Raw genomic sequence first — 16,857 nt, 5'->3', positions numbered from 1 at the left:
GAATGCCTACCGCTTCAAGACTTGTTGCTGCAGTGTGTCTGCTGGTCGTGGCGTTTCTGGTCTCGACCATGATCATCAACAACGGGGAAGAAGGCAAAAACTATGGCTACTTCACCTATGTGAACATGCTCATCGGTTTCGTTTGTGGCTGGTTCATCATGGGCAAGCGGGCCGGACATGGCTGGATTTCAGGCATTAACAACGGCTTGACTGGCATGGCTGCACTGATCTTTTGGGGCCTGTTTGTTCAAGGCACATACGAAATGTTCCAGCAGGCCATGCGGCACCGTTTTGGTGGTCCGTTTGAAGCGTTGCTGGCGATATTTCAGATCGGGTTAGAGTTTGGTGAGCAACTGATCGTGTCTGAAATCCTCTGGACGTTTGCAATCGGCGCTCTGGTCGCTGGCCTTCTGACAGAAATCGCGGCGCGGCGCTGGAGATAACCAGACGCCCCTGGCATGAGGCCTTTAAAATTGTCTGACCTGTTCTTCTACGGCACCCTGCGCCATGTGCCTTTGTTGGAACTTGTGCTGGGTCGCGGCACGGAAGATATTGGCGTGCTTCGCGCTGGCCTTCCTGAACACGCAGTCTATGGCGATCAGGATCAGCCTTTTCCGTCAATCGCGGCCGAACCCGGCGCGGTCGCCGAAGGCATTCTGGTGCAAGGTTTGACCGATCGCGACCTTGAAAGGCTGACATATTACCAGAGCGGATTGGGCCATGAATTGACAAAGCAGTCCGTGGTTACGCTTGACGGCATGCGACATGACGCATTGGTGGCTTGTCCCGCGAACGGTGTGTGTACGGGGAACGGACTTTGGTCTTTTTCCGATTGGGTGAACACTTGGGGCGAGTTGACGGTGTTGGCAGCGGAAGAGGTCATGGGATACTTCGGCACTTTCGATGCCAGCTGGATCGCGCGCAGCTTTCCTGCAATTCGGTGGCGCGCCTGGGCCAGAATGGAGGCCAAAAAGCGGGGGCAGGTCGATGCGCGCGAAGCCGAGGACGACGTCAAGCTGCTCTCCCGTACGCGTGCCTATGTCGATTTCTTCGGCTTTGAGACTGTTCAGGTCCAGCATCGCCAATTCGACGGGTCGATGGGGCCGGTGTTGAGCCGAGGCAGCCTCATGCTGGGCGAGGCGGTTATCGTACTGCCTTATGATCCAGTGCGAGACACTGTGCTTTTGGTCGAACAATTCCGGACCCCTGTTTATTTGGCTGATGATCCGGAACCCTGGATGTGGGAACCCGTCGCAGGCATCATTGATCCGCTGGAGACGTCGGAACAGGCTGCACATCGTGAAACTTTGGAAGAAGCGCACATGCGATTGGACCGGTTGGAACGCGCTGGTGGAGCGTATACGTCAAGTGGGTCGTCCACGGAATTTATACATCTTTATGTTGGGTTAGGAAACTTACTTCACACAACGGATGAAGGTGGTGTCGCTGCCGAGGGCGAAGATATCCGGACAAAAATTTTCCCGTTCGACGCGTTTCTGCAGATGGTTGACGATGGGAAATTCAAGGATATGCCACTGCTGATGCTGGCCAATTGGCTGGCCCGGAACAGGAATCGTTTGCGCGCGTGATTATCCCGGCTTGTGGTCGGGGCGACGCGACTGTAAATCTGTCGAAATACCAAACGATAAGAGGGCGCCATGCGCATTGCACGAGACCTGGCCGACGCAGTCGGAAAAACCCCGTTGATCCGCCTGCGCCGCATCAGTGAAGAGACCGGGTGTGAAATCCTTGGCAAAGCCGAGTTCATGAATCCGGGCCAGTCGGTCAAGGATCGGGCGGCGCTCTACATTATTCGTGATGCCATCGCACGGGGCGACCTGAAACCGGGTGGTACCATCGTGGAAGGAACTGCGGGAAACACAGGGATTGGCCTTGCGCTTGTAGGGGCCTCGATGGGTTTCAAGACGGTGATTGTGATCCCGGAAACCCAATCCGAGGAAAAGAAAGACATGCTACGTCTTGCGGGCGCGCAGTTGGTTCAAGTTCCCGCCGCGCCCTATCGCAACCCCAACAACTTTGTGCATTATTCGCGCCGTCTGGCCGAAGAGTTGGCTCAGTCCGAGCCAAATGGCGCGATCTGGGCCAATCAGTTCGACAACGTTGCCAATCGTCAAGCACATGTAGAAACCACCGGACCTGAGATTTGGGAGCAGACAGGCGGTAAGGTTGACGGGTTTGTCAGCGCAGTTGGTTCGGGCGGTACGCTGGCCGGTGTCGCCGATGCTTTGCAGCCCAAAGGCGTCAAGATTGCACTTGTTGATCCGATGGGCGCGGGGCTCTATTCCTACTACACCACTGGTGAGATCGCGATGGAGGGCGGTTCGATCGCCGAAGGTATCGGTCAGGTGCGGATCACCAAGAACCTTGAAGGGTTCAAGCCCGATTATGCCTACCAGATGACCGACCAGGAGGCGCTGCCCTATATCTTTGATCTGCTGCGCGAAGAGGGCCTGGTCATGGGGGGCTCAACCGCGATCAATATGGCGGGTGCGGTGCGTCTGGCGAAGGATCTGGGACCGGGCCATACCATCGTAACTATCCTGTGCGATTATGGTACACGCTATCAGTCCAAGCTGTTCAATCCGGAATTCCTGCGTGAAAAAGACCTACCAGTCCCGGATTGGATGACCGAGGCACCGCGCAGCATTCCCGGTGTGTTCGAGGACGTATGATGCTGCGGCCCGTCCGCCTTGTTCTTACTATTCTGTCCTTTTGCCTGATCCTTCTGGGTGGTCCTGCGGCTGCCCAGCTGTCAAATCAGCAAAACGAATATTATCAGGATTGGGTCAGGACGGCTGATCGGGCCGTGTCGGTGATTGAGGCCAATCGCGCCTCTGACGCCGCACTTGAAAATCTTCGATCCGAAATTCATAGCTATCGCGACGAGTTTAATCGGGCGCGCACCGCGAATACCGAACGTATTCAGACCCTTGAGAGTCAGATCAAAGCCCTGGGTCCCAAACCCGAAGGCGATGCGACCGAACCCAAGGACATCGCCGACCTGCGTGCGCATCTGGAAAACCAGCTCAACAGTCTCCGGGTCCCTCAGATCATCTCGCAAGAGGCGTTCAGCCGTGCCAATGGTCTGATCAGCGAAATTGATCAGCTTATTCGAACCCGACAAACCAAAGAGCTACTGGAACGTGGACCATCCCCGGTCAATCCCATCTATTGGGGCCCGGCTTGGATAGACATAACCGAGGCTGGAAAGGGGCTGTTCAACGAGGCGGCCCAAAACCTGCGGACGGATGTTGTGCAAGAGCAATTGCGGGATCGCGGCCTCGGCATCCTGCTGTTGGTCACGATCGCAGGAGTTCTGCTGGTCTACGGTAAACGTTGGTCCGAAACCGGCGGTGAGCTGTTGCGCAACCTCGGTGGGCGTGGCACTGGTGTCTGGACCTTCCTGATCTCGCTGTTTCGAATTGCGCTGCCCTGGCTTGGCGTTTGGCTTCTGGTACAGGCCGTTGTGATGACCGGAGTGCTGGGTCTGCGCGGCGCGCTTTTGATCCAAAACGTGCCGTTTTGGGCGGCTATTGTTCTCTACTATGACTGGATCGGACGGCAGGTCTATGTGATTCAGGCGGCGCAGAATTTCCGAAGGCTGTCCCGTCAAAAGATTACTGAATTGCGAGTCTATCTGGATTTGCTTGCCGCCATGCTGATCCTGCATGAGTTGGGCGAGTTGTTCGAGCAAATCGAAAACATCTCGGATGCGACGCGCGCGGTTGTAAGTTTCCCCGTCGTTGTGGCGACGGCATTGATCCTGCTTCGCGTGCGGCAAATCAGAAGTTCAGAAGCGCCGGTTGAATCCGATGAATCGGGTGAAAGAGCCCGAGGAGCCGGCCTGACACAACTGATCGAGTTTCTGCGCCGCGCGCTGTTTTTGTTGGGGATGGTCAGCCCGGTTCTTGCGGTCTTTGGCTTTACCAACGCGGCAGAAGGGATCGTATTTCCAGCGGTCAAATCCCTGGTCTTGATCGCCGCGCTTGTCATCCTACAGCGTTTCCTGACTGCCGTTTACGGATTGATTACGGGGCAGGGCGACGCAGCACGTGATTCACTTTTTTCCGTCCTTGTGGGCTTCGTTCTGGCCATACTGGCACTGCCGGTTCTTGTGATCTATTGGGGTGCGCGGGAGACCGACCTAATAGAGGCGTGGTCGCGCATGCTGTTGGGCTTTGACATCGGTGGTGTCACCATTTCGCCCAGCAATTTCTTTACGTTCCTTGCTATTTTCGGAATTGGTTACGCATTGACGCGCATCTTGCAAAGCGGCCTGCGGAACTCGTTGCTGCCGAAGACAAGCATCGATCCTGGCGGGCAGAACGCGATTGTAGCGGGCACCGGGTACGTCGGGATTTTTCTGGCGGCGCTGGCGGCGATCATGGTCGCGGGCTTTGATCTTTCATCGCTCGCTATTGTCGCCGGTGCCTTGTCGGTTGGGATCGGTTTTGGTCTGCAAACGATCGTGTCGAACTTCGTCTCTGGGATCATCCTGCTTGTCGAGCGTCCTATTTCAAAAGGGGATTGGATCGATGTGAACGGGATGATGGGTTACGTCCGTGACATCTCGGTTCGATCGACCCGGATCGAGACGTTTGACCGGACGGACGTCATCGTTCCGAATTCCGATCTGATCAGCGGAGTCGTCACGAATTACACGCGTGGCAATACGATCGGTCGGGTTATTGTGCCCGTTGGCGTGGCCTATGGAACCGACACACGCAAAGTCGAAAGCATTCTGGGCGAAATCGCGAATGCGCACCCGATGGTCCTCGCCAATCCGTCGCCGAGCGTTGTGTTTCAGGGGTTTGGCGCGGATTCACTGGATTTCGAAATTCGTGCGATCCTGCGCGATGTGAATTGGGTTCTGTCGGTCAAGTCCGACATGAATCATGAAATCAATCGCCGGTTCTCGGAAGAAGGTATCGAAATTCCGTTTGCGCAGCGTGACCTCTGGCTGCGCAACCCTGAGGTCCTGAGGCCGGGTTGGGACAAACCCGTGGCTGCGACCGAAGAGCATCCGCCCGAGGCCGCGCGCGGGCAGAGCGACCCGATACAGATGACGGAAACCGACCTGGATTCCGGAGATGGGGACGAGGTTTGAATCAACCTCAATCGGCCCTTGCAAATCCGGTTTCGATGGTTCAAATAACGCCGACACGGAGAGGTGGCCGAGTGGTCGAAGGCGCACGCCTGGAAAGTGTGTAGGCGGGAAACCGTCTCCAGGGTTCGAATCCCTGTCTCTCCGCCATAACACCTTTAGTTCTGTTCGAATTCCCGGTTCAGGCATAGAGAGCTTTGAACCGATCGACGCACAGTCGAAACCCGTCTTCGAAGTTTCCGTTGCCCGGATGATAGACGCTTTCGAATGACACCACGCCGTCGTAATTGTCCGCGCGCAAGGCATTCGCAATGGGTTCGAACAGATCGGCCAATTGACCTTCACCCATCCGTCGAACCTCCAGCGTTGCTCTTGGCGTATCGACCTTCACATCCTTGATGTGGATGTGGCCCAGATACCCGCCGCGCAGCTCATCATAGCCGTCTGGATAGGCCAATTCATGGCACCAACAATTGTTTCCCGGGTCCCATAACACTTTGAGCGTATCCTTGGCGTCCAACTCATCAATCAGGCGACGCGCTGTGTAGTTTGAATTGACCAGCGTCCCGTTGCCTGTCTCGACGACCAGTTTCACCCCTTCGGACTTAGCCAGTTCAACCGCAGGCGCGATCATCGGGGCCATCGTGTCCCAGATACCGTGAGCAACGTTCCACTTCTCAGCACCGTTTTTGCCCCAAAGAATCTGTTCTTTTCTTTGCGTCATGATGCGAACCAAGGGCGAGCCGACCACATGCGCCATATCGATCACGCGTTTGAGCGCATCCATGTGTTTGGTGTGCAGTTCATCGCCAGGTCGGTTCGAGGCAGTCATGCCCGCAAAGATATGGCGGGACAGGCACGAAACCGGCTTTCCCCGGTCCCGCAGAAAGGCATCAATCTCTGCAATTTCGGCCTGAGTGTGGTCACCAACCTCGGTATCACCAACGAATTGAAGTTCTGCATATTCCAGGTCGAATTCGTCCATCACGTCGACGGCGTGGCGCAGGTCGCGGCTGATACCGTCGCAAATCACTCCAAGTTTCATGTCATTGCCCTCCGCTCAGCGATGGAGTTCCGCACCGACGATCTCTTCGATCACACGGGTGCAAATCCAATTGTCGCCTTCGGGGTATTTGGTTTTTCCGGCGTGAAAAATCTGCATGGCGGAGGCGGCCGTATGCATGGGAACCCCAAGGTCACCTGCTACAGCCAGCGAGATCGTTAAGTCCTTGTGCATCGTCGCAATATGGCTGCCGGTGCCGACGAACTGCCGGTCGATGATCTTTTCCAGCGCGTTGTTCACGATCCCGCAGCCCGCGCTTGAGGTGGAAAATACGTTCAACAAAACCTCGCCGCTGACGCCTGCCTTGGCGGCCAGAGCAGCGGCCTCGAAAGTGGCCGAGAACATCGAACCGATCAGGGATTGCAGGCACGCCTTGACCGTTTGACCGTCACCCGCTTTGGTTCCCACTCGGTGGATCGTGGCAGACACGGCTTCCATCACTTCTGCGTTTTTGTCCAATACCTCGGGTTCGGCAGCTGCCATCATTGTCAAAGTACCGCCTTGCGCGCCCGGAAACCCGCCTGACACGGGTGTGTCGATCAGATCGATGCCTGAACCCTGCATATCGTCGGCAATTGCGCGGGCCTCGGAAGGAAGGATTGTCGCCGACAAGATGATCGTGCCACCGGGTTTCATGTTGGCGACAAGCCCATCGTCGCCAAGGATAACTGCGCGCGCCTGATCGCCGTTCATGACCATGACAAAGACGCTGTCAGCTTGCGCACCAACTTCTCCGGCGCTTTGTTTGGCCAGGCCTCCGATATCGGAAAAAGTGGCCATTCGTTCGGCGCTCAGATCAAAGCCAGACGTTTGAAAGCCGTTCTTGATTAGGTTCTTGGCCAGGCCGCTGCCCATATCGCCAAGACCGATAACTCCTGCGGTTTTCATAGAAAAACCTCCCGTTTTTGCGACCGCAAGGGGTGCGGCCGGCGTTTCGAAACATGATGCGTCGTCGCATCGGATTTCGCGGGGATTTCACACGCTGGTCATCAGCGTCGGGCGAGTCCGGAAGACACCCCGCTGCCCGTTTAGGTAAGGACAGTAAACGGCGATTGAGAGGATCGCGCAAGGAAAGGTTTCGCCCGCCGTGTCGGAGGGTCAGGCGAAGGCCGCCATAATCCCGCGCAACTCGGCCAGCCCACGCATTCGTCCGATCAGCGGATAGCCCGGAGTGCTGTGCCCGCCAATGTCGCTCAGCAGTTCCTGGCCATGGTCGGGTCGCATCGGAATTTGCCAATCGGAGCGACCTTCTGCTTTTCGTCTGTTCTGTTCGGCCATCAACGCGCGAATGGTCCCGACCATATCAGTGTCGCCCTCCAGATGCGCGGCTTCGAAAAAGTCGGGCTTGGCCGGGTCCGATCCAGCAAGGCGTTTTGTGTTGCGTAGATGAGCGAAATGGATGCGCGGTCCATGCCGGCGCACAAACTCTGACCCGTCGAAATCAGCGGCGACCCCAAGCGACCCGGTGCAGAGCGTCGCGCCATTTGCGGGCAGATCAACGGCCTCCATTACCGCCGCATAGTCATCGGCGTTGGACATGACGCGCGGCAAGCCCAGCAGCGAGAAGGGTGGATCGTCAGGATGGCAACACAAACGCAGTCCCAGATCCTGCGCGACCGGAGCGACTTCACTTAAGAAGTCGGTAAGGTTTGAACGCAGACGCGCAGCATCAATGCCGTCATAGGTTAGCAGCAGGGCGCGTACATCATCGACACTCCATTGGTCATTGGCGCCGGGCAAACCTGCCGTGATGTTGTTCTGAAGTTTGGATTTCTCGCTGTCGCTCATGGTTGCAAACCGCGCTTCAGCATCCGCCCTCACATTGGCCGAATAGTCGTCTGATGCGCCTGGACGGCTTAGGATATGCAGATCAAAAACCGCAAATTCGGTCAGATTGAAAAGCATCGCATTGCCGCCATGAGGCTGACGCGCCCTAAGCGACGTCCGCGTCCAATCCAGGATCGGCATGAAGTTGTAGCAAACCGTTTGAATGCCGTGTGCCGCAAGCGCACCAAGGCTGCCCTTGTAGGCGTCAATGTGGTCGGCCATATCGGGCGATTGCGTCTTGATCGCCTCGGACACGGGCAGGCTTTCGACCACATCCCAAGCATAGCCATTGTCCGCGAGGATAGATTGCCGTTCGGCTATGCCAGCATCGTCCCAGGGTTGACCGGGCGGAATATGGTGCAGGGCCGTCACGATCCCCTCGACACCGACCTGATGTAGATCGGACAGGGCGATTGGGTCATCAGGGCCGAACCAGCGCCAGCATTGTTTCATGGCTGCCATCCTTCATAAAGCGGGTGATCCTGCGTAATCGGCAGAGCAACCCTTTGGCCTATACGTGCGGCGTGGTAGATCGCGGTCACAAGCGCAACGGATGCCGCGCCATCGGTCAGTGTGACGGCTGAATTGGGTTCAGCCTTTAACGCCTTGGCGATTTCAGCGAAAAAGCCAATGAAACCTTTGGGTTCTGCGACTACTCCCTCAAGCGCTTCATCGATTTCGCTCTGCCGGTCGGGGTTTCGGGCAGAGAACGTCCACGGGACCGCTCCCGGAGCGTAAGGTTCGGTTCCCGATGTCGCAGTCAGGTGTTCAAACACGATGCGCAATCGGGTCTCATCGAAGGCGGCCCCCAAAGTGATGTTGCTAGTGCACAGCGCGCCAGATGCCATTTCGAAGGAGATAACAGCGCAGTCCTCGGTTTCGATCGGGTTAACGCGGGTCGCTGTCATCGCTGAGACCGCCGCAACCTCGCCAGCGATATGCGTCAGCAGGTCGTGATTATGGATTGCGTGGCCAAGCACCGCCCCGCCACGCTCACCTGCCCAAGTGCCGCGCCACGGAACGGCGTAATAGTCTGCGCCGCGCGACCAGTGGGTTTCCAGCGATACAGATTGCACCGCACCCGTCAGACCCGTCGTTTGCAGATGACGTAACTGCGTTAATGATGGCCCCCAACGGTATTGAAATACAGGAAAAACCTGCCGATCAACCGCCCTTGCCGCTGCGGCGATCCGATCAACATCGGACATGGACGTTGCCAAAGGCTTTTCACAAATGACGTGTTTTCCCGCCGCCAGCGCCTTTAGCGTGACAGGGACGTGAAGATGGGGCGGCAGGCAAATGTCTATGACGTCGATGGTGGCATCTTCCAACACGCCCTCGATATCCGAAAAGGCTGAAAAATCAGCGTCTTCACGGATGCTTTCAATCCGCGACATATCCTGGTCGACGACTGCAGCAACCTTATAGCTTTCCGGCAACGCCCGCAGTGCGCTCAGATGTTGGCTGCCGATCCCAGCCCCCAGAATGGCGACGTTGATCATTTCGATTCTGCCAAGTGTTGCGCACGCAAGGCCAGGTCCATCACAGTGAAGCAATGCTCCTGCGTCATCGCCGTTTCCGTGCGGTGCGCGATATCGTCGGCCAACCGCTGGAAATAGGGCAGTCCGGCGCTGGATGCATCGATCTTTTCGCACCTGTCGCCGTTCACGAGGATTAGATGATCGGTCCCACTGGCCCCGCCTACATCAACGTATTTTCGCAGCTCAATATAGCCTTCGGTTCCAAGGATCGTGAGCCGACCGTCGCCCCAATTGGGCAGAGCGTCAGGCGTATACCAATCGACGCGGATATAGCCGGTGCCGTTCTCGCTGCAAAGGTTGATCTCACCAAAATCCTGCAAACCGGGATCGTCGGGGTTCGCGTAATTTGCGATGTAGGCGTTCGTCACCTCTGCTGAGGTCGAACCGGTATAGTGCAAGAACTGATCGATCTGATGCGAGGCAATATCGGTCAGAATGCCGCCATACCTTTCCCGTTGAAAGAACCACGCGGGCCGGGTGGCGCGGTTCAACCGGTGTGGACCAAGCCCGATCGTTTGGACAACTTTGCCGATTGCGCCGGACTGTACAAGTTCGGTTGCCTTCGTGCTAACCGGCGTTTCGAAACGTTCCGAGAAATTCACCGACCAGATGCGGCCTGTATCCTGAACGGCTTGGCGGATTTGCGAAAGCTGATCGAGAGTGGTGCAGCCGGGTTTGTCGCTCATGACGTCCATGCCGTGATGCATGGCTTTGACGGTCAAATCGGCGCGATCCGCTGGAATAGCCGAAATCAGGGCCAAATCGGCACCCGAGTTCAGTGCGTCCTCCAGTTGATTAAGCCGGGGCACGTTCGGGAACCGTTTGACAAAGCCGGGCAGGGTTTGCGGGTCACCTTCCGTCCAAAATCCCACGCAAGTTACTCCGACCTTCTGCATGTTTTCTGTCATGCCGTAGATGTGGCGGTGGTCCAGCCCAATGGCAACGCAGGTCAGGGTCATGTGAATACACTCTCGCGTTGGCCGGATCGATTTGCCTTTTCCATGGCATCAATCACCGCATGGGTTCTTAAGGCACTACGCCCAGTTGCCATTGGGGGTCTGTCTTGCGTGATCGCCTGCGCAAAATCCTCGATGACCGTCTGGTGCCATTCATGCGTAAAGGCCATCGGGTCTGCCCCACCACCTGTAGAAGCCACATCACCGAATGTCTCAGTTTCTCCGTTCAAGCGGGTCACCGTCACCACGCCAGAACCGAGATGCGCCTTCGCTTTGGTCCCCTGAATCGTGATCGTCTCAGCCGCACCAGGAAAGTCCGCAGTTGTCGCCATCATCGTGCCTATCGCACCGTTTTGCATTTCGAATAGCGCACCGGCCCAATCTTCCGCCTCAAGCTGATGCAAAGGCGTTGTCCGCATCATGGCCTGAACGCTTGTAATTGGGCCCAGCAACCACATTGCCAGATCCAATGTGTGGATAGCCTGAGAGATCATGACCCCGCCGCCGTCCCGGGCATAGGTGCCGCGACCAGGCGCGTCGTAATAGCTTTGATCGCGCCACCACGGCACACGGATGTCCACGGTCGCGATGTCCGCCAACGCATTCGCGTCCAACAGTGACTTTAGGTGACCAGAGGCGGCGCGCGCCCGGTGTTGAAACACGATCCCGAGCGGGAGGGACGCGGATTCGCAAAGGTCGACGATCTCGGTCGCGGCGGTCAAGTTCCTCTCAATCGGTTTTTCCATGAGGATCGGTTTGCCGGCTGCGATCAACGTTTTTACCAGTTCGAGGCGCTGGTCGGGTGGCGTCGCAATAATGACGAAATCGATCTCTGGGTCATTGGCAATATCCTCGGCAGAAGTGTACGCCCGCGTTCCGATTTTGCGCGCAAACTCTGCGGTTCGCGAGGGGTCACGGCCCAGAACACCTGCCAGTCTAAGCTCTTGATCCGAAGCCTTGATGGCGGCCACATGAGTCCCCGCAACCATTCCCAGACCGATCAATGCAATGTTCATATTCCCCCCTTCGTCACAAACTATTCTGATCGGGCAGCTAAAAGATGCAAGCGACAAAAAACATGTTAACAAAAGCAGGTATCGAGGGCGGAGGCGAAAATGAGGGTCATGCTGGAAGGGCTGGCGGACGAGCTGTATCTTGGCATCAAGGACGCGCCCATCGTATCGCCGCACGGCCACTGTGACCCAAAGTGGTTTGCGACGGATGAAGCCTTTCCGAACCCGGCTGAGCTGTTGGTCGTTCCCGATCACTACGTGTTTCGGATGCTCTATTCTCAGTGCGTGTCTTTGGCGGATCTGGGCGTTGGGCCAGCGGGGCGTGACGCCGACCCGCGCCAAGTGTTCCGGATTTTCGCCGCCCATTGGCATTTGTTTCTTGGGACCCCGACCCGTATCTGGACCGAGTATGTTTTGCGCGTAACCCTGGGCATCGAAACCGGCTTGTCCGCACAGACTGCAGACGCGGTTTATGATCAGATTGCGGATCGGCTGGCACAAGACAGGTTTCGCCCGCGCGCTCTGTTTGATGCGTTCGGTATCGAGGTCCTGGCGACGACTGATTCAGCGCTCGATGATCTGTCGCACCACGCCGCAATTCAGCAAAGCGGTTGGACAGGCCGCGTCGTGCCCACGTTTCGACCAGACGGTGTTCTGGATGGCGCGGACCCGGAGTTTCAGAAGAACCTGTCAAAACTGCAGCAGATCACCGGGATCGAGGTCGGGACCTATTCAGGCTATATCGCGGCCTTGCGTGCGCGACGGGCTTTCTTTGCCAAAATGGGAGCGACGGCCACGGATCACGGCGTTGAGGTGCTGCAGACCGAATGGCTATCCGATCCGGATGCGGTGTACCAGCGTCTCAGGCTTGGCAACGGGTCTTCGGATGATGCTCGGCAGTTCTATGGGCATATGCTGATTGAGATGGCTCAGATGTCAGTCGAGGACGGCCTGACCATGCAGATACATGCAGGGAGCAAACGCAATACGAACGACGCTCTTATGCAGGCTTTTGGTCGGGACAAGGGTGCAGATATCCCCATCGCCATGGATTGGGTTCATGGGCTGGACGCGTTGCTGAACCGGGTGGGGAACAATTCTGAATTGCGGATCGTCTTGTTTACATTGGATGAAGGCACCTATGCTCGTGAACTGGCACCTATGGCCGGGCATTGGCCGTGCCTGAGGATCGGTCCGCCCTGGTGGTTTCACGACAGCGCCGCAGGCATCGCGCGGTACTTTGATCAGGTTGTTGAGACGGCGGGGTACTACAACCTCGCTGGATTCAACGATGACACACGCGCCTTTCTGTCGATTCCGGCACGGCACGATCTGTGGCGTCGCGGCGTGGCCCAGCATTTGGCGGGCCAGGTAGACAAAGGGTACTTTGGGCGCGGCGATGCGGGAGTGCTGGCCGATCTTTTGACCACTGGCCTCGCGCGTGAGGTTTATGGGTTGGGCCAATAGATGGGGCATATCCTTCACTTCGGTCTTGGGAATTTTGCCCGCGCGCATTTGCTGGATTACACGCAACAAGCGGGCGGTTGGGACGTTACCGGAGTTAGCTTGCGGTCAACCGCCATTCGAGACGGGTTGGCGCGGCAGGGGTTTGACTATGACCTTTGCGTACAGGGTCAGGGCGTTCGACGCATAACCGTTTTGCAGGACGTTTTGGTCGCGCCCGAGGATCGTCAGGCGGTGTTTCACGCGATGGACCGCGCCGACATCATCTCGGCTACGGTGACCGAAAAAGGCTACCATCTTGTCGCGTCTGATGCGCTCGACCTACAGGACCCTGCCGTCGTGGAAGACTTGGGCGGGCAGGGGCCATCAACACTAATCGGGTTCTTGGCATTTGGCTTGGCAGGTCGAAATCGCCCGGTGACTGTGCTGAGTTGTGACAACCGTTTGAACAACGGGGCGGTCCTTCGCAATGCCGTCGCGCGGTTTGCCGGGCAGGCGGGCCTGTCATTAAATTGGGATGTTATCCGCTTTCCAAACTCAATGGTCGACCGGATCACGCCCGCCACAACCGATGCGGTTCGGGCCATCAGCGGCGACCCGATGGCGGTTCCGACCGAACCGTTCTCGGAATGGGTGATCGAGGATGACTTTGCCGGGCCGCGCCCGAACTGGCCCGGGGTTCAGTTCGTCTTGGACGTCTCTCCACATGAGCAGCGAAAGTTGCGCATGTTGAACGGCGCGCATTCGCTGATGGCTTATGCCGGGCTGCTGCGCGGGCATAGTTTTGTTCATGAGGCGATCGCCAACCCAAAACTGCGCCAGCTTGTGCAGCAGTTAATGTCCGACGCAGCGTATACCTTGCAGCCTGAAGCCCGACAGCGCGCGCCACAATACGCCGATGATCTTGTTCGACGGTTTGAGAACGCGGAACTCGCTCATCGTTTGGATCAAATCGCGATGGATGGCAGCCAAAAGCTTCCCTACCGGCTACTGGACACGCTGCGCGAAACGGGATCGCCCGCCGCAGTGCAAGGCATTCGAGCTTGGATCGCATACTGTGTTTCCGAAACCGCAGCGGGGCGCAGGCTCAACGATCCTCGCGCGGATGACATAGCGCGTGCTGCCGAACATGAGGCGTCTACACCCGCGCTGTTGGAAATTATTGGCGCAAAGGACATTGAACCGCTTATTCGGGAATGATGGCCCCACGGTAACGTATGACTTTCGATGCCATATTATGCCCGGCCATCAATGCCTCGGCCTGTGGGCGCCCGGTCAGCACTGCGGCAAGATACGCCCCGTTAAAGCTGTCACCGGCGGCAGTTGTGTCGACAATTTTCGTGGACCGAGTGTAGTGCTGGTCAACACGTGAACCAATCGACATTGGACCTTGCCCACCCCGCTTCAGCGCGCCGACGGCCTGAAGCCCAGAGAAACGCGCAGCCACTTGATCCGCGGTCTCTTCGAACAGGTGCATCTCGTCATCTATAGATGGCAGAGCGATATCGGCACGCTGCCAAATGTCGGCAGTCACCGCGCGCGCGGTTTCTTGGTCTTCCCAAAGTTGAGGACGGTAGTTGCTGTCATAGATCACTTTGCCCGGGTATGTCTTCAGCCAGTCAACCAGGGAACGTCTTACATCAGGCGGCAAGATCGCGAGTGAAATTCCTGACAAGTGCAGCGCATCATAGTTGGAAAGCACTGTGAAATCCCCATCGAAGAACAACCGCCGCGCGGCAGATGCACTGCGCCAATAGGTAAAGCTTCGTTCTCCCTCGGGCGACGTACTGATTGCATATAGACCAGGCGTGCCATTCGGGATCATCTTGATGGCCACAGTTCCGATGCCGTGAGCAGAAATAAAGCGGAGTATCCGATCTGAAAGAGGATCGTCGCCCAGACATGTCACATAATCCACCTTCAGGTCAGGTGCGCAGCGACGCATGTAGATCGCAGTGTTCAGAGTGTCACCGGCAACGCCCACCTCCGCGTCGTCACCAAGGATTGAAAGCTCGATCATTGCTTCGCCAATGCAGGCAATCCGCGTCATTTCTGCTCTCGCTTCCAGATGATGAGGCCTGCGCCCATGATAAGCATTGCTCCGATTAACGTGCCCAGATCAGGAACGGTTCCAAAGAAGAGGTAGCCCCAGATAGCGACGTAGATCAGGAAAGAATAGGTGAATGGCATCAACTGATTGGCCGTGCCAAATCGATGGGCGTTGGTCAGCAATTGATGTCCGCCCCAACCCATGACGCCCAGACCTATTAACACAGTAAGACCCCAAAAGGTCTCGGGTTGTACCCATGTCCAAACTGCAAATGGCAGCAAGACAAATGTTCCGGTCAAACCCAGATAGAACTGCATCGTGTCCACCGCAACGATCCCCGACAACTTGCGCGTCATCAGCGAATAAAGCGCCAGCGCTGTTGCGTTGTAGACGATCAACAGCATGGTCGGGTGAAAGACAGTCCCGAAGGGTCGGACAACGACCAGCACTCCGACAAACCCCAGAAGAATAGCTGCCAACCGCCATGGTCCGACACGTTCTTTCAGCACGAGTACCGAGAGGAAGCAGACGATCACCGGGCTTGAGAACATGATGGCCGAGACCACAGTCAACGGCAGAAACCTGAGCGCATAGAAGTTGAAGACCGTAGCCGAAACCAAAAGAAGGGCGCGGCTGATGACTTGCCAGGGGTGATCGGTTTTGAACCGATCCGGGTCCAGTCCGCCTTTGGCGATGACACCAGTTGAGATCACGAAGTGCCCGAAGTAACGCATAAAGGCCAACTGAAAGGCTGGAAGCCCAGCGACGGCAAGCCATTTCGCCCCCAGATCGACAACGGAAAACAACAGCCAAGCCGTCAGCATCAAAACGATGCCGAGGCGCGGTAGGTCCGCAGTCGATCCGGCGGCAACAGCCATGCTCAGCCCTTGAAGCGCGCGACGTAGTAGTCGACCATCTGACTGACCATGTCATCTGCCTGGCCCGAATTGGCAGCATCATTCAACGCCGCCAAAGTGCCCTTGGACATAACGCTGTCAACACCGGCATCGTGCGCCATGCGGTCGTAATAGCCGATATCCTTGGCTGCGTTCTTGATTGCAAACGCCAACTGATTGGGATCGTTGCTCACGCCATATGCGGTCACGAAATCCATCATGCCCGAGTGCAAGGGGCCTGCCGCCATGACGTCATAAAGCTGCTTTCGATCCACTCCAGCAACGTCGGCCATGGCAAATGCCTCGGCCATGGCATTCGCAACGGTCATACCGAAGAAGTTATTGATGAGCTTGATTGTGTGCCCCGATCCCGACGCGCCGAGGTAGAACACGTTCTCGCCCAAGTCCTTTAGAACTGGTTCGGCCTTGTCAAAAGCGTCCTTGTCGCCTGCGGTCATGATGTTGAGCTGCCCCTCCAGCGCATGCGACGGCGTGCGACCAAGCGGGGCGTCCAGATACTGACCGCCAGCCGCCGCGACAACATCCGCCAATGTGCGGGTGCTGCCGGGCAGGGAGGTGCCGAAATCCACAACCACGGCATTGGGTCGCAGCCCTGCGATCACACCATCGAGTCCGCGCATGCGACCTTCGACTTGGTCCGACGTCCCCATGCATAGCATCACGATGTCGCTGGATTCTGCGACCTCTTTGGCATTGGCGGCTTCGGACGCGCCGCGCGCAATTGCTATGTCCAGATAAGTGCGGTCACGGTTGCCCAGAACGGTAAGATCATACCCAAGGTCCTGAAGCCGGTTTACCATGGCCCCGCCCATCAGGCCGAGGCCGATGAATCCAATTGTTGGTTTGCTCATTGGGTGTCCTTTCAAATCAATTTTCTACGTGTCGAAGACGCTGGGGTGGT

At 57.1% G+C, this 16,857-nt stretch carries 15 protein-coding genes and 1 tRNA gene; 7 read left to right on the top strand and 9 right to left on the bottom strand.

What is annotated here, in order from left to right:
* The first annotated feature begins 2 nt into the window (after positions 1-2).
* The 5 genes from ACR0CR_RS01535 (at position 3) to ACR0CR_RS01515 (ending at position 5,275) form a co-directional block, all read left to right on the top strand.
* Complete coding sequence (locus tag ACR0CR_RS01535) at positions 3-443, top strand: TrgA family protein (protein WP_480596089.1); 441 nt, start codon at positions 3-5, stop codon at positions 441-443.
* 30 nt (positions 444-473) lie between these two features.
* A complete protein-coding gene (locus ACR0CR_RS01530; protein WP_480596088.1) occupies positions 474-1,589 on the top strand; it encodes an NUDIX domain-containing protein in 1,116 nt (371 codons plus the stop codon).
* Between the two features lie 69 nt (positions 1,590-1,658).
* A complete protein-coding gene (locus ACR0CR_RS01525; protein ID WP_480596086.1) occupies positions 1,659-2,693 on the top strand; it encodes a cysteine synthase A in 1,035 nt (344 codons plus the stop codon).
* Positions 2,693-5,128 (top strand): DUF3772 domain-containing protein, encoded by a 2,436-nt coding sequence (locus ACR0CR_RS01520; protein ID WP_480596085.1) that lies wholly within the window; start codon positions 2,693-2,695, stop codon positions 5,126-5,128. Before ACR0CR_RS01525 ends, ACR0CR_RS01520 begins: the two co-directional genes overlap by 1 nt.
* A gap of 57 nt (positions 5,129-5,185) precedes the next feature.
* Positions 5,186-5,275: transfer RNA gene (locus ACR0CR_RS01515), tRNA-Ser, on the top strand.
* A 31-nt stretch (positions 5,276-5,306) separates the two neighbouring features.
* Here ACR0CR_RS01515 and ACR0CR_RS01510 read toward each other — a convergent pair.
* The 6 genes from ACR0CR_RS01510 to ACR0CR_RS01485 all read right to left on the bottom strand — a co-directional run bounded on the left by ACR0CR_RS01510 (position 5,307) and on the right by ACR0CR_RS01485 (position 11,528).
* A complete protein-coding gene (locus tag ACR0CR_RS01510; protein ID WP_480596084.1) occupies positions 5,307-6,170 on the bottom strand; it encodes a sugar phosphate isomerase/epimerase family protein in 864 nt (287 codons plus the stop codon).
* 15 nt (positions 6,171-6,185) lie between these two features.
* Complete coding sequence (locus ACR0CR_RS01505) at positions 6,186-7,076, bottom strand: NAD(P)-dependent oxidoreductase (RefSeq protein WP_480596083.1); 891 nt, start codon at positions 7,074-7,076, stop codon at positions 6,186-6,188.
* 210 nt (positions 7,077-7,286) lie between these two features.
* A complete protein-coding gene (gene uxuA, locus ACR0CR_RS01500; RefSeq protein WP_480596081.1) occupies positions 7,287-8,468 on the bottom strand; it encodes a mannonate dehydratase in 1,182 nt (393 codons plus the stop codon).
* Positions 8,465-9,517 carry a Gfo/Idh/MocA family protein gene (locus ACR0CR_RS01495; RefSeq protein ID WP_480596080.1) on the bottom strand — a complete coding sequence of 351 codons (1,053 nt, stop codon included), beginning with the start codon at positions 9,515-9,517 and terminating at the stop codon, positions 8,465-8,467. Before ACR0CR_RS01495 ends, uxuA begins: the two co-directional genes overlap by 4 nt.
* The gene (locus ACR0CR_RS01490) at positions 9,514-10,515 is read right to left on the bottom strand and encodes a Gfo/Idh/MocA family protein (protein ID WP_480596078.1); all 1,002 of its coding nucleotides are present in this window, start codon (positions 10,513-10,515) and stop codon (positions 9,514-9,516) included. The genes ACR0CR_RS01495 and ACR0CR_RS01490 overlap by 4 nt, the downstream gene beginning before the upstream one ends.
* Positions 10,512-11,528: a Gfo/Idh/MocA family protein gene (locus tag ACR0CR_RS01485; protein ID WP_480596077.1), complete on the bottom strand. Its 1,017-nt coding sequence runs from the start codon at positions 11,526-11,528 to the stop codon at positions 10,512-10,514. The genes ACR0CR_RS01490 and ACR0CR_RS01485 overlap by 4 nt, the downstream gene beginning before the upstream one ends.
* Positions 11,529-11,627: 99 nt before the next feature.
* Between ACR0CR_RS01485 and uxaC the strand changes: the two genes are divergently transcribed.
* Positions 11,628-12,992 (top strand): glucuronate isomerase, encoded by a 1,365-nt coding sequence (uxaC, locus tag ACR0CR_RS01480; protein ID WP_480596076.1) that lies wholly within the window; start codon positions 11,628-11,630, stop codon positions 12,990-12,992.
* Positions 12,993-14,189 (top strand): mannitol dehydrogenase family protein, encoded by a 1,197-nt coding sequence (locus ACR0CR_RS01475; protein ID WP_480596074.1) that lies wholly within the window; start codon positions 12,993-12,995, stop codon positions 14,187-14,189. It begins immediately after the preceding gene.
* Here ACR0CR_RS01475 and ACR0CR_RS01470 read toward each other — a convergent pair.
* Genes ACR0CR_RS01470 through ACR0CR_RS01460 form a run of 3 tightly spaced genes read right to left on the bottom strand, consistent with a single transcriptional unit; the run spans position 14,176 to position 16,822 of the window.
* Positions 14,176-15,039: a sugar kinase gene (locus ACR0CR_RS01470; protein WP_480596073.1), complete on the bottom strand. Its 864-nt coding sequence runs from the start codon at positions 15,037-15,039 to the stop codon at positions 14,176-14,178. The genes ACR0CR_RS01475 and ACR0CR_RS01470 overlap by 14 nt on opposite strands.
* Positions 15,036-15,917 carry a DMT family transporter gene (locus ACR0CR_RS01465; RefSeq protein WP_480596072.1) on the bottom strand — a complete coding sequence of 294 codons (882 nt, stop codon included), beginning with the start codon at positions 15,915-15,917 and terminating at the stop codon, positions 15,036-15,038. The genes ACR0CR_RS01470 and ACR0CR_RS01465 overlap by 4 nt, the downstream gene beginning before the upstream one ends.
* 2 nt (positions 15,918-15,919) lie before the next feature.
* Positions 15,920-16,822 (bottom strand): NAD(P)-dependent oxidoreductase, encoded by a 903-nt coding sequence (locus tag ACR0CR_RS01460; RefSeq protein ID WP_480596070.1) that lies wholly within the window; start codon positions 16,820-16,822, stop codon positions 15,920-15,922.
* Between the last annotated feature and the right edge of the window lie 35 nt (positions 16,823-16,857).

The organism is Ruegeria sp. AM2 (assembly GCF_056540685.1).
Note: the sequence above shows the minus strand (reverse complement) of the source record. Positions and strands in the feature narration are given on the sequence as shown.

Bases quoted from the DNA above. Each gene is read 5' to 3' on its own strand.
- uxaC (WP_480596076.1), top strand. From the start codon at position 11,628: ATGAGGGTCATGCTGGAAGGGCTGGCGGACGAGCTGTATCTTGGCATC.
- ACR0CR_RS01505 (WP_480596083.1), bottom strand. From the start codon at position 7,076: ATGAAAACCGCAGGAGTTATCGGTCTTGGCGATATGGGCAGCGGCCTG.
- ACR0CR_RS01495 (WP_480596080.1), bottom strand. From the start codon at position 9,517: ATGATCAACGTCGCCATTCTGGGGGCTGGGATCGGCAGCCAACATCTG.
- ACR0CR_RS01490 (WP_480596078.1), bottom strand. From the start codon at position 10,515: ATGACCCTGACCTGCGTTGCCATTGGGCTGGACCACCGCCACATCTAC.
- ACR0CR_RS01470 (WP_480596073.1), bottom strand. From the start codon at position 15,039: ATGACGCGGATTGCCTGCATTGGCGAAGCAATGATCGAGCTTTCAATC.
- ACR0CR_RS01510 (WP_480596084.1), bottom strand. From the start codon at position 6,170: ATGAAACTTGGAGTGATTTGCGACGGTATCAGCCGCGACCTGCGCCAC.
- ACR0CR_RS01525 (WP_480596086.1), top strand. From the start codon at position 1,659: ATGCGCATTGCACGAGACCTGGCCGACGCAGTCGGAAAAACCCCGTTG.
- ACR0CR_RS01485 (WP_480596077.1), bottom strand. From the start codon at position 11,528: ATGAACATTGCATTGATCGGTCTGGGAATGGTTGCGGGGACTCATGTG.
- ACR0CR_RS01520 (WP_480596085.1), top strand. From the start codon at position 2,693: ATGCTGCGGCCCGTCCGCCTTGTTCTTACTATTCTGTCCTTTTGCCTG.
- ACR0CR_RS01465 (WP_480596072.1), bottom strand. From the start codon at position 15,917: ATGGCTGTTGCCGCCGGATCGACTGCGGACCTACCGCGCCTCGGCATC.
- ACR0CR_RS01475 (WP_480596074.1), top strand. From the start codon at position 12,993: ATGGGGCATATCCTTCACTTCGGTCTTGGGAATTTTGCCCGCGCGCAT.
- ACR0CR_RS01535 (WP_480596089.1), top strand. From the start codon at position 3: ATGCCTACCGCTTCAAGACTTGTTGCTGCAGTGTGTCTGCTGGTCGTG.
- uxuA (WP_480596081.1), bottom strand. From the start codon at position 8,468: ATGAAACAATGCTGGCGCTGGTTCGGCCCTGATGACCCAATCGCCCTG.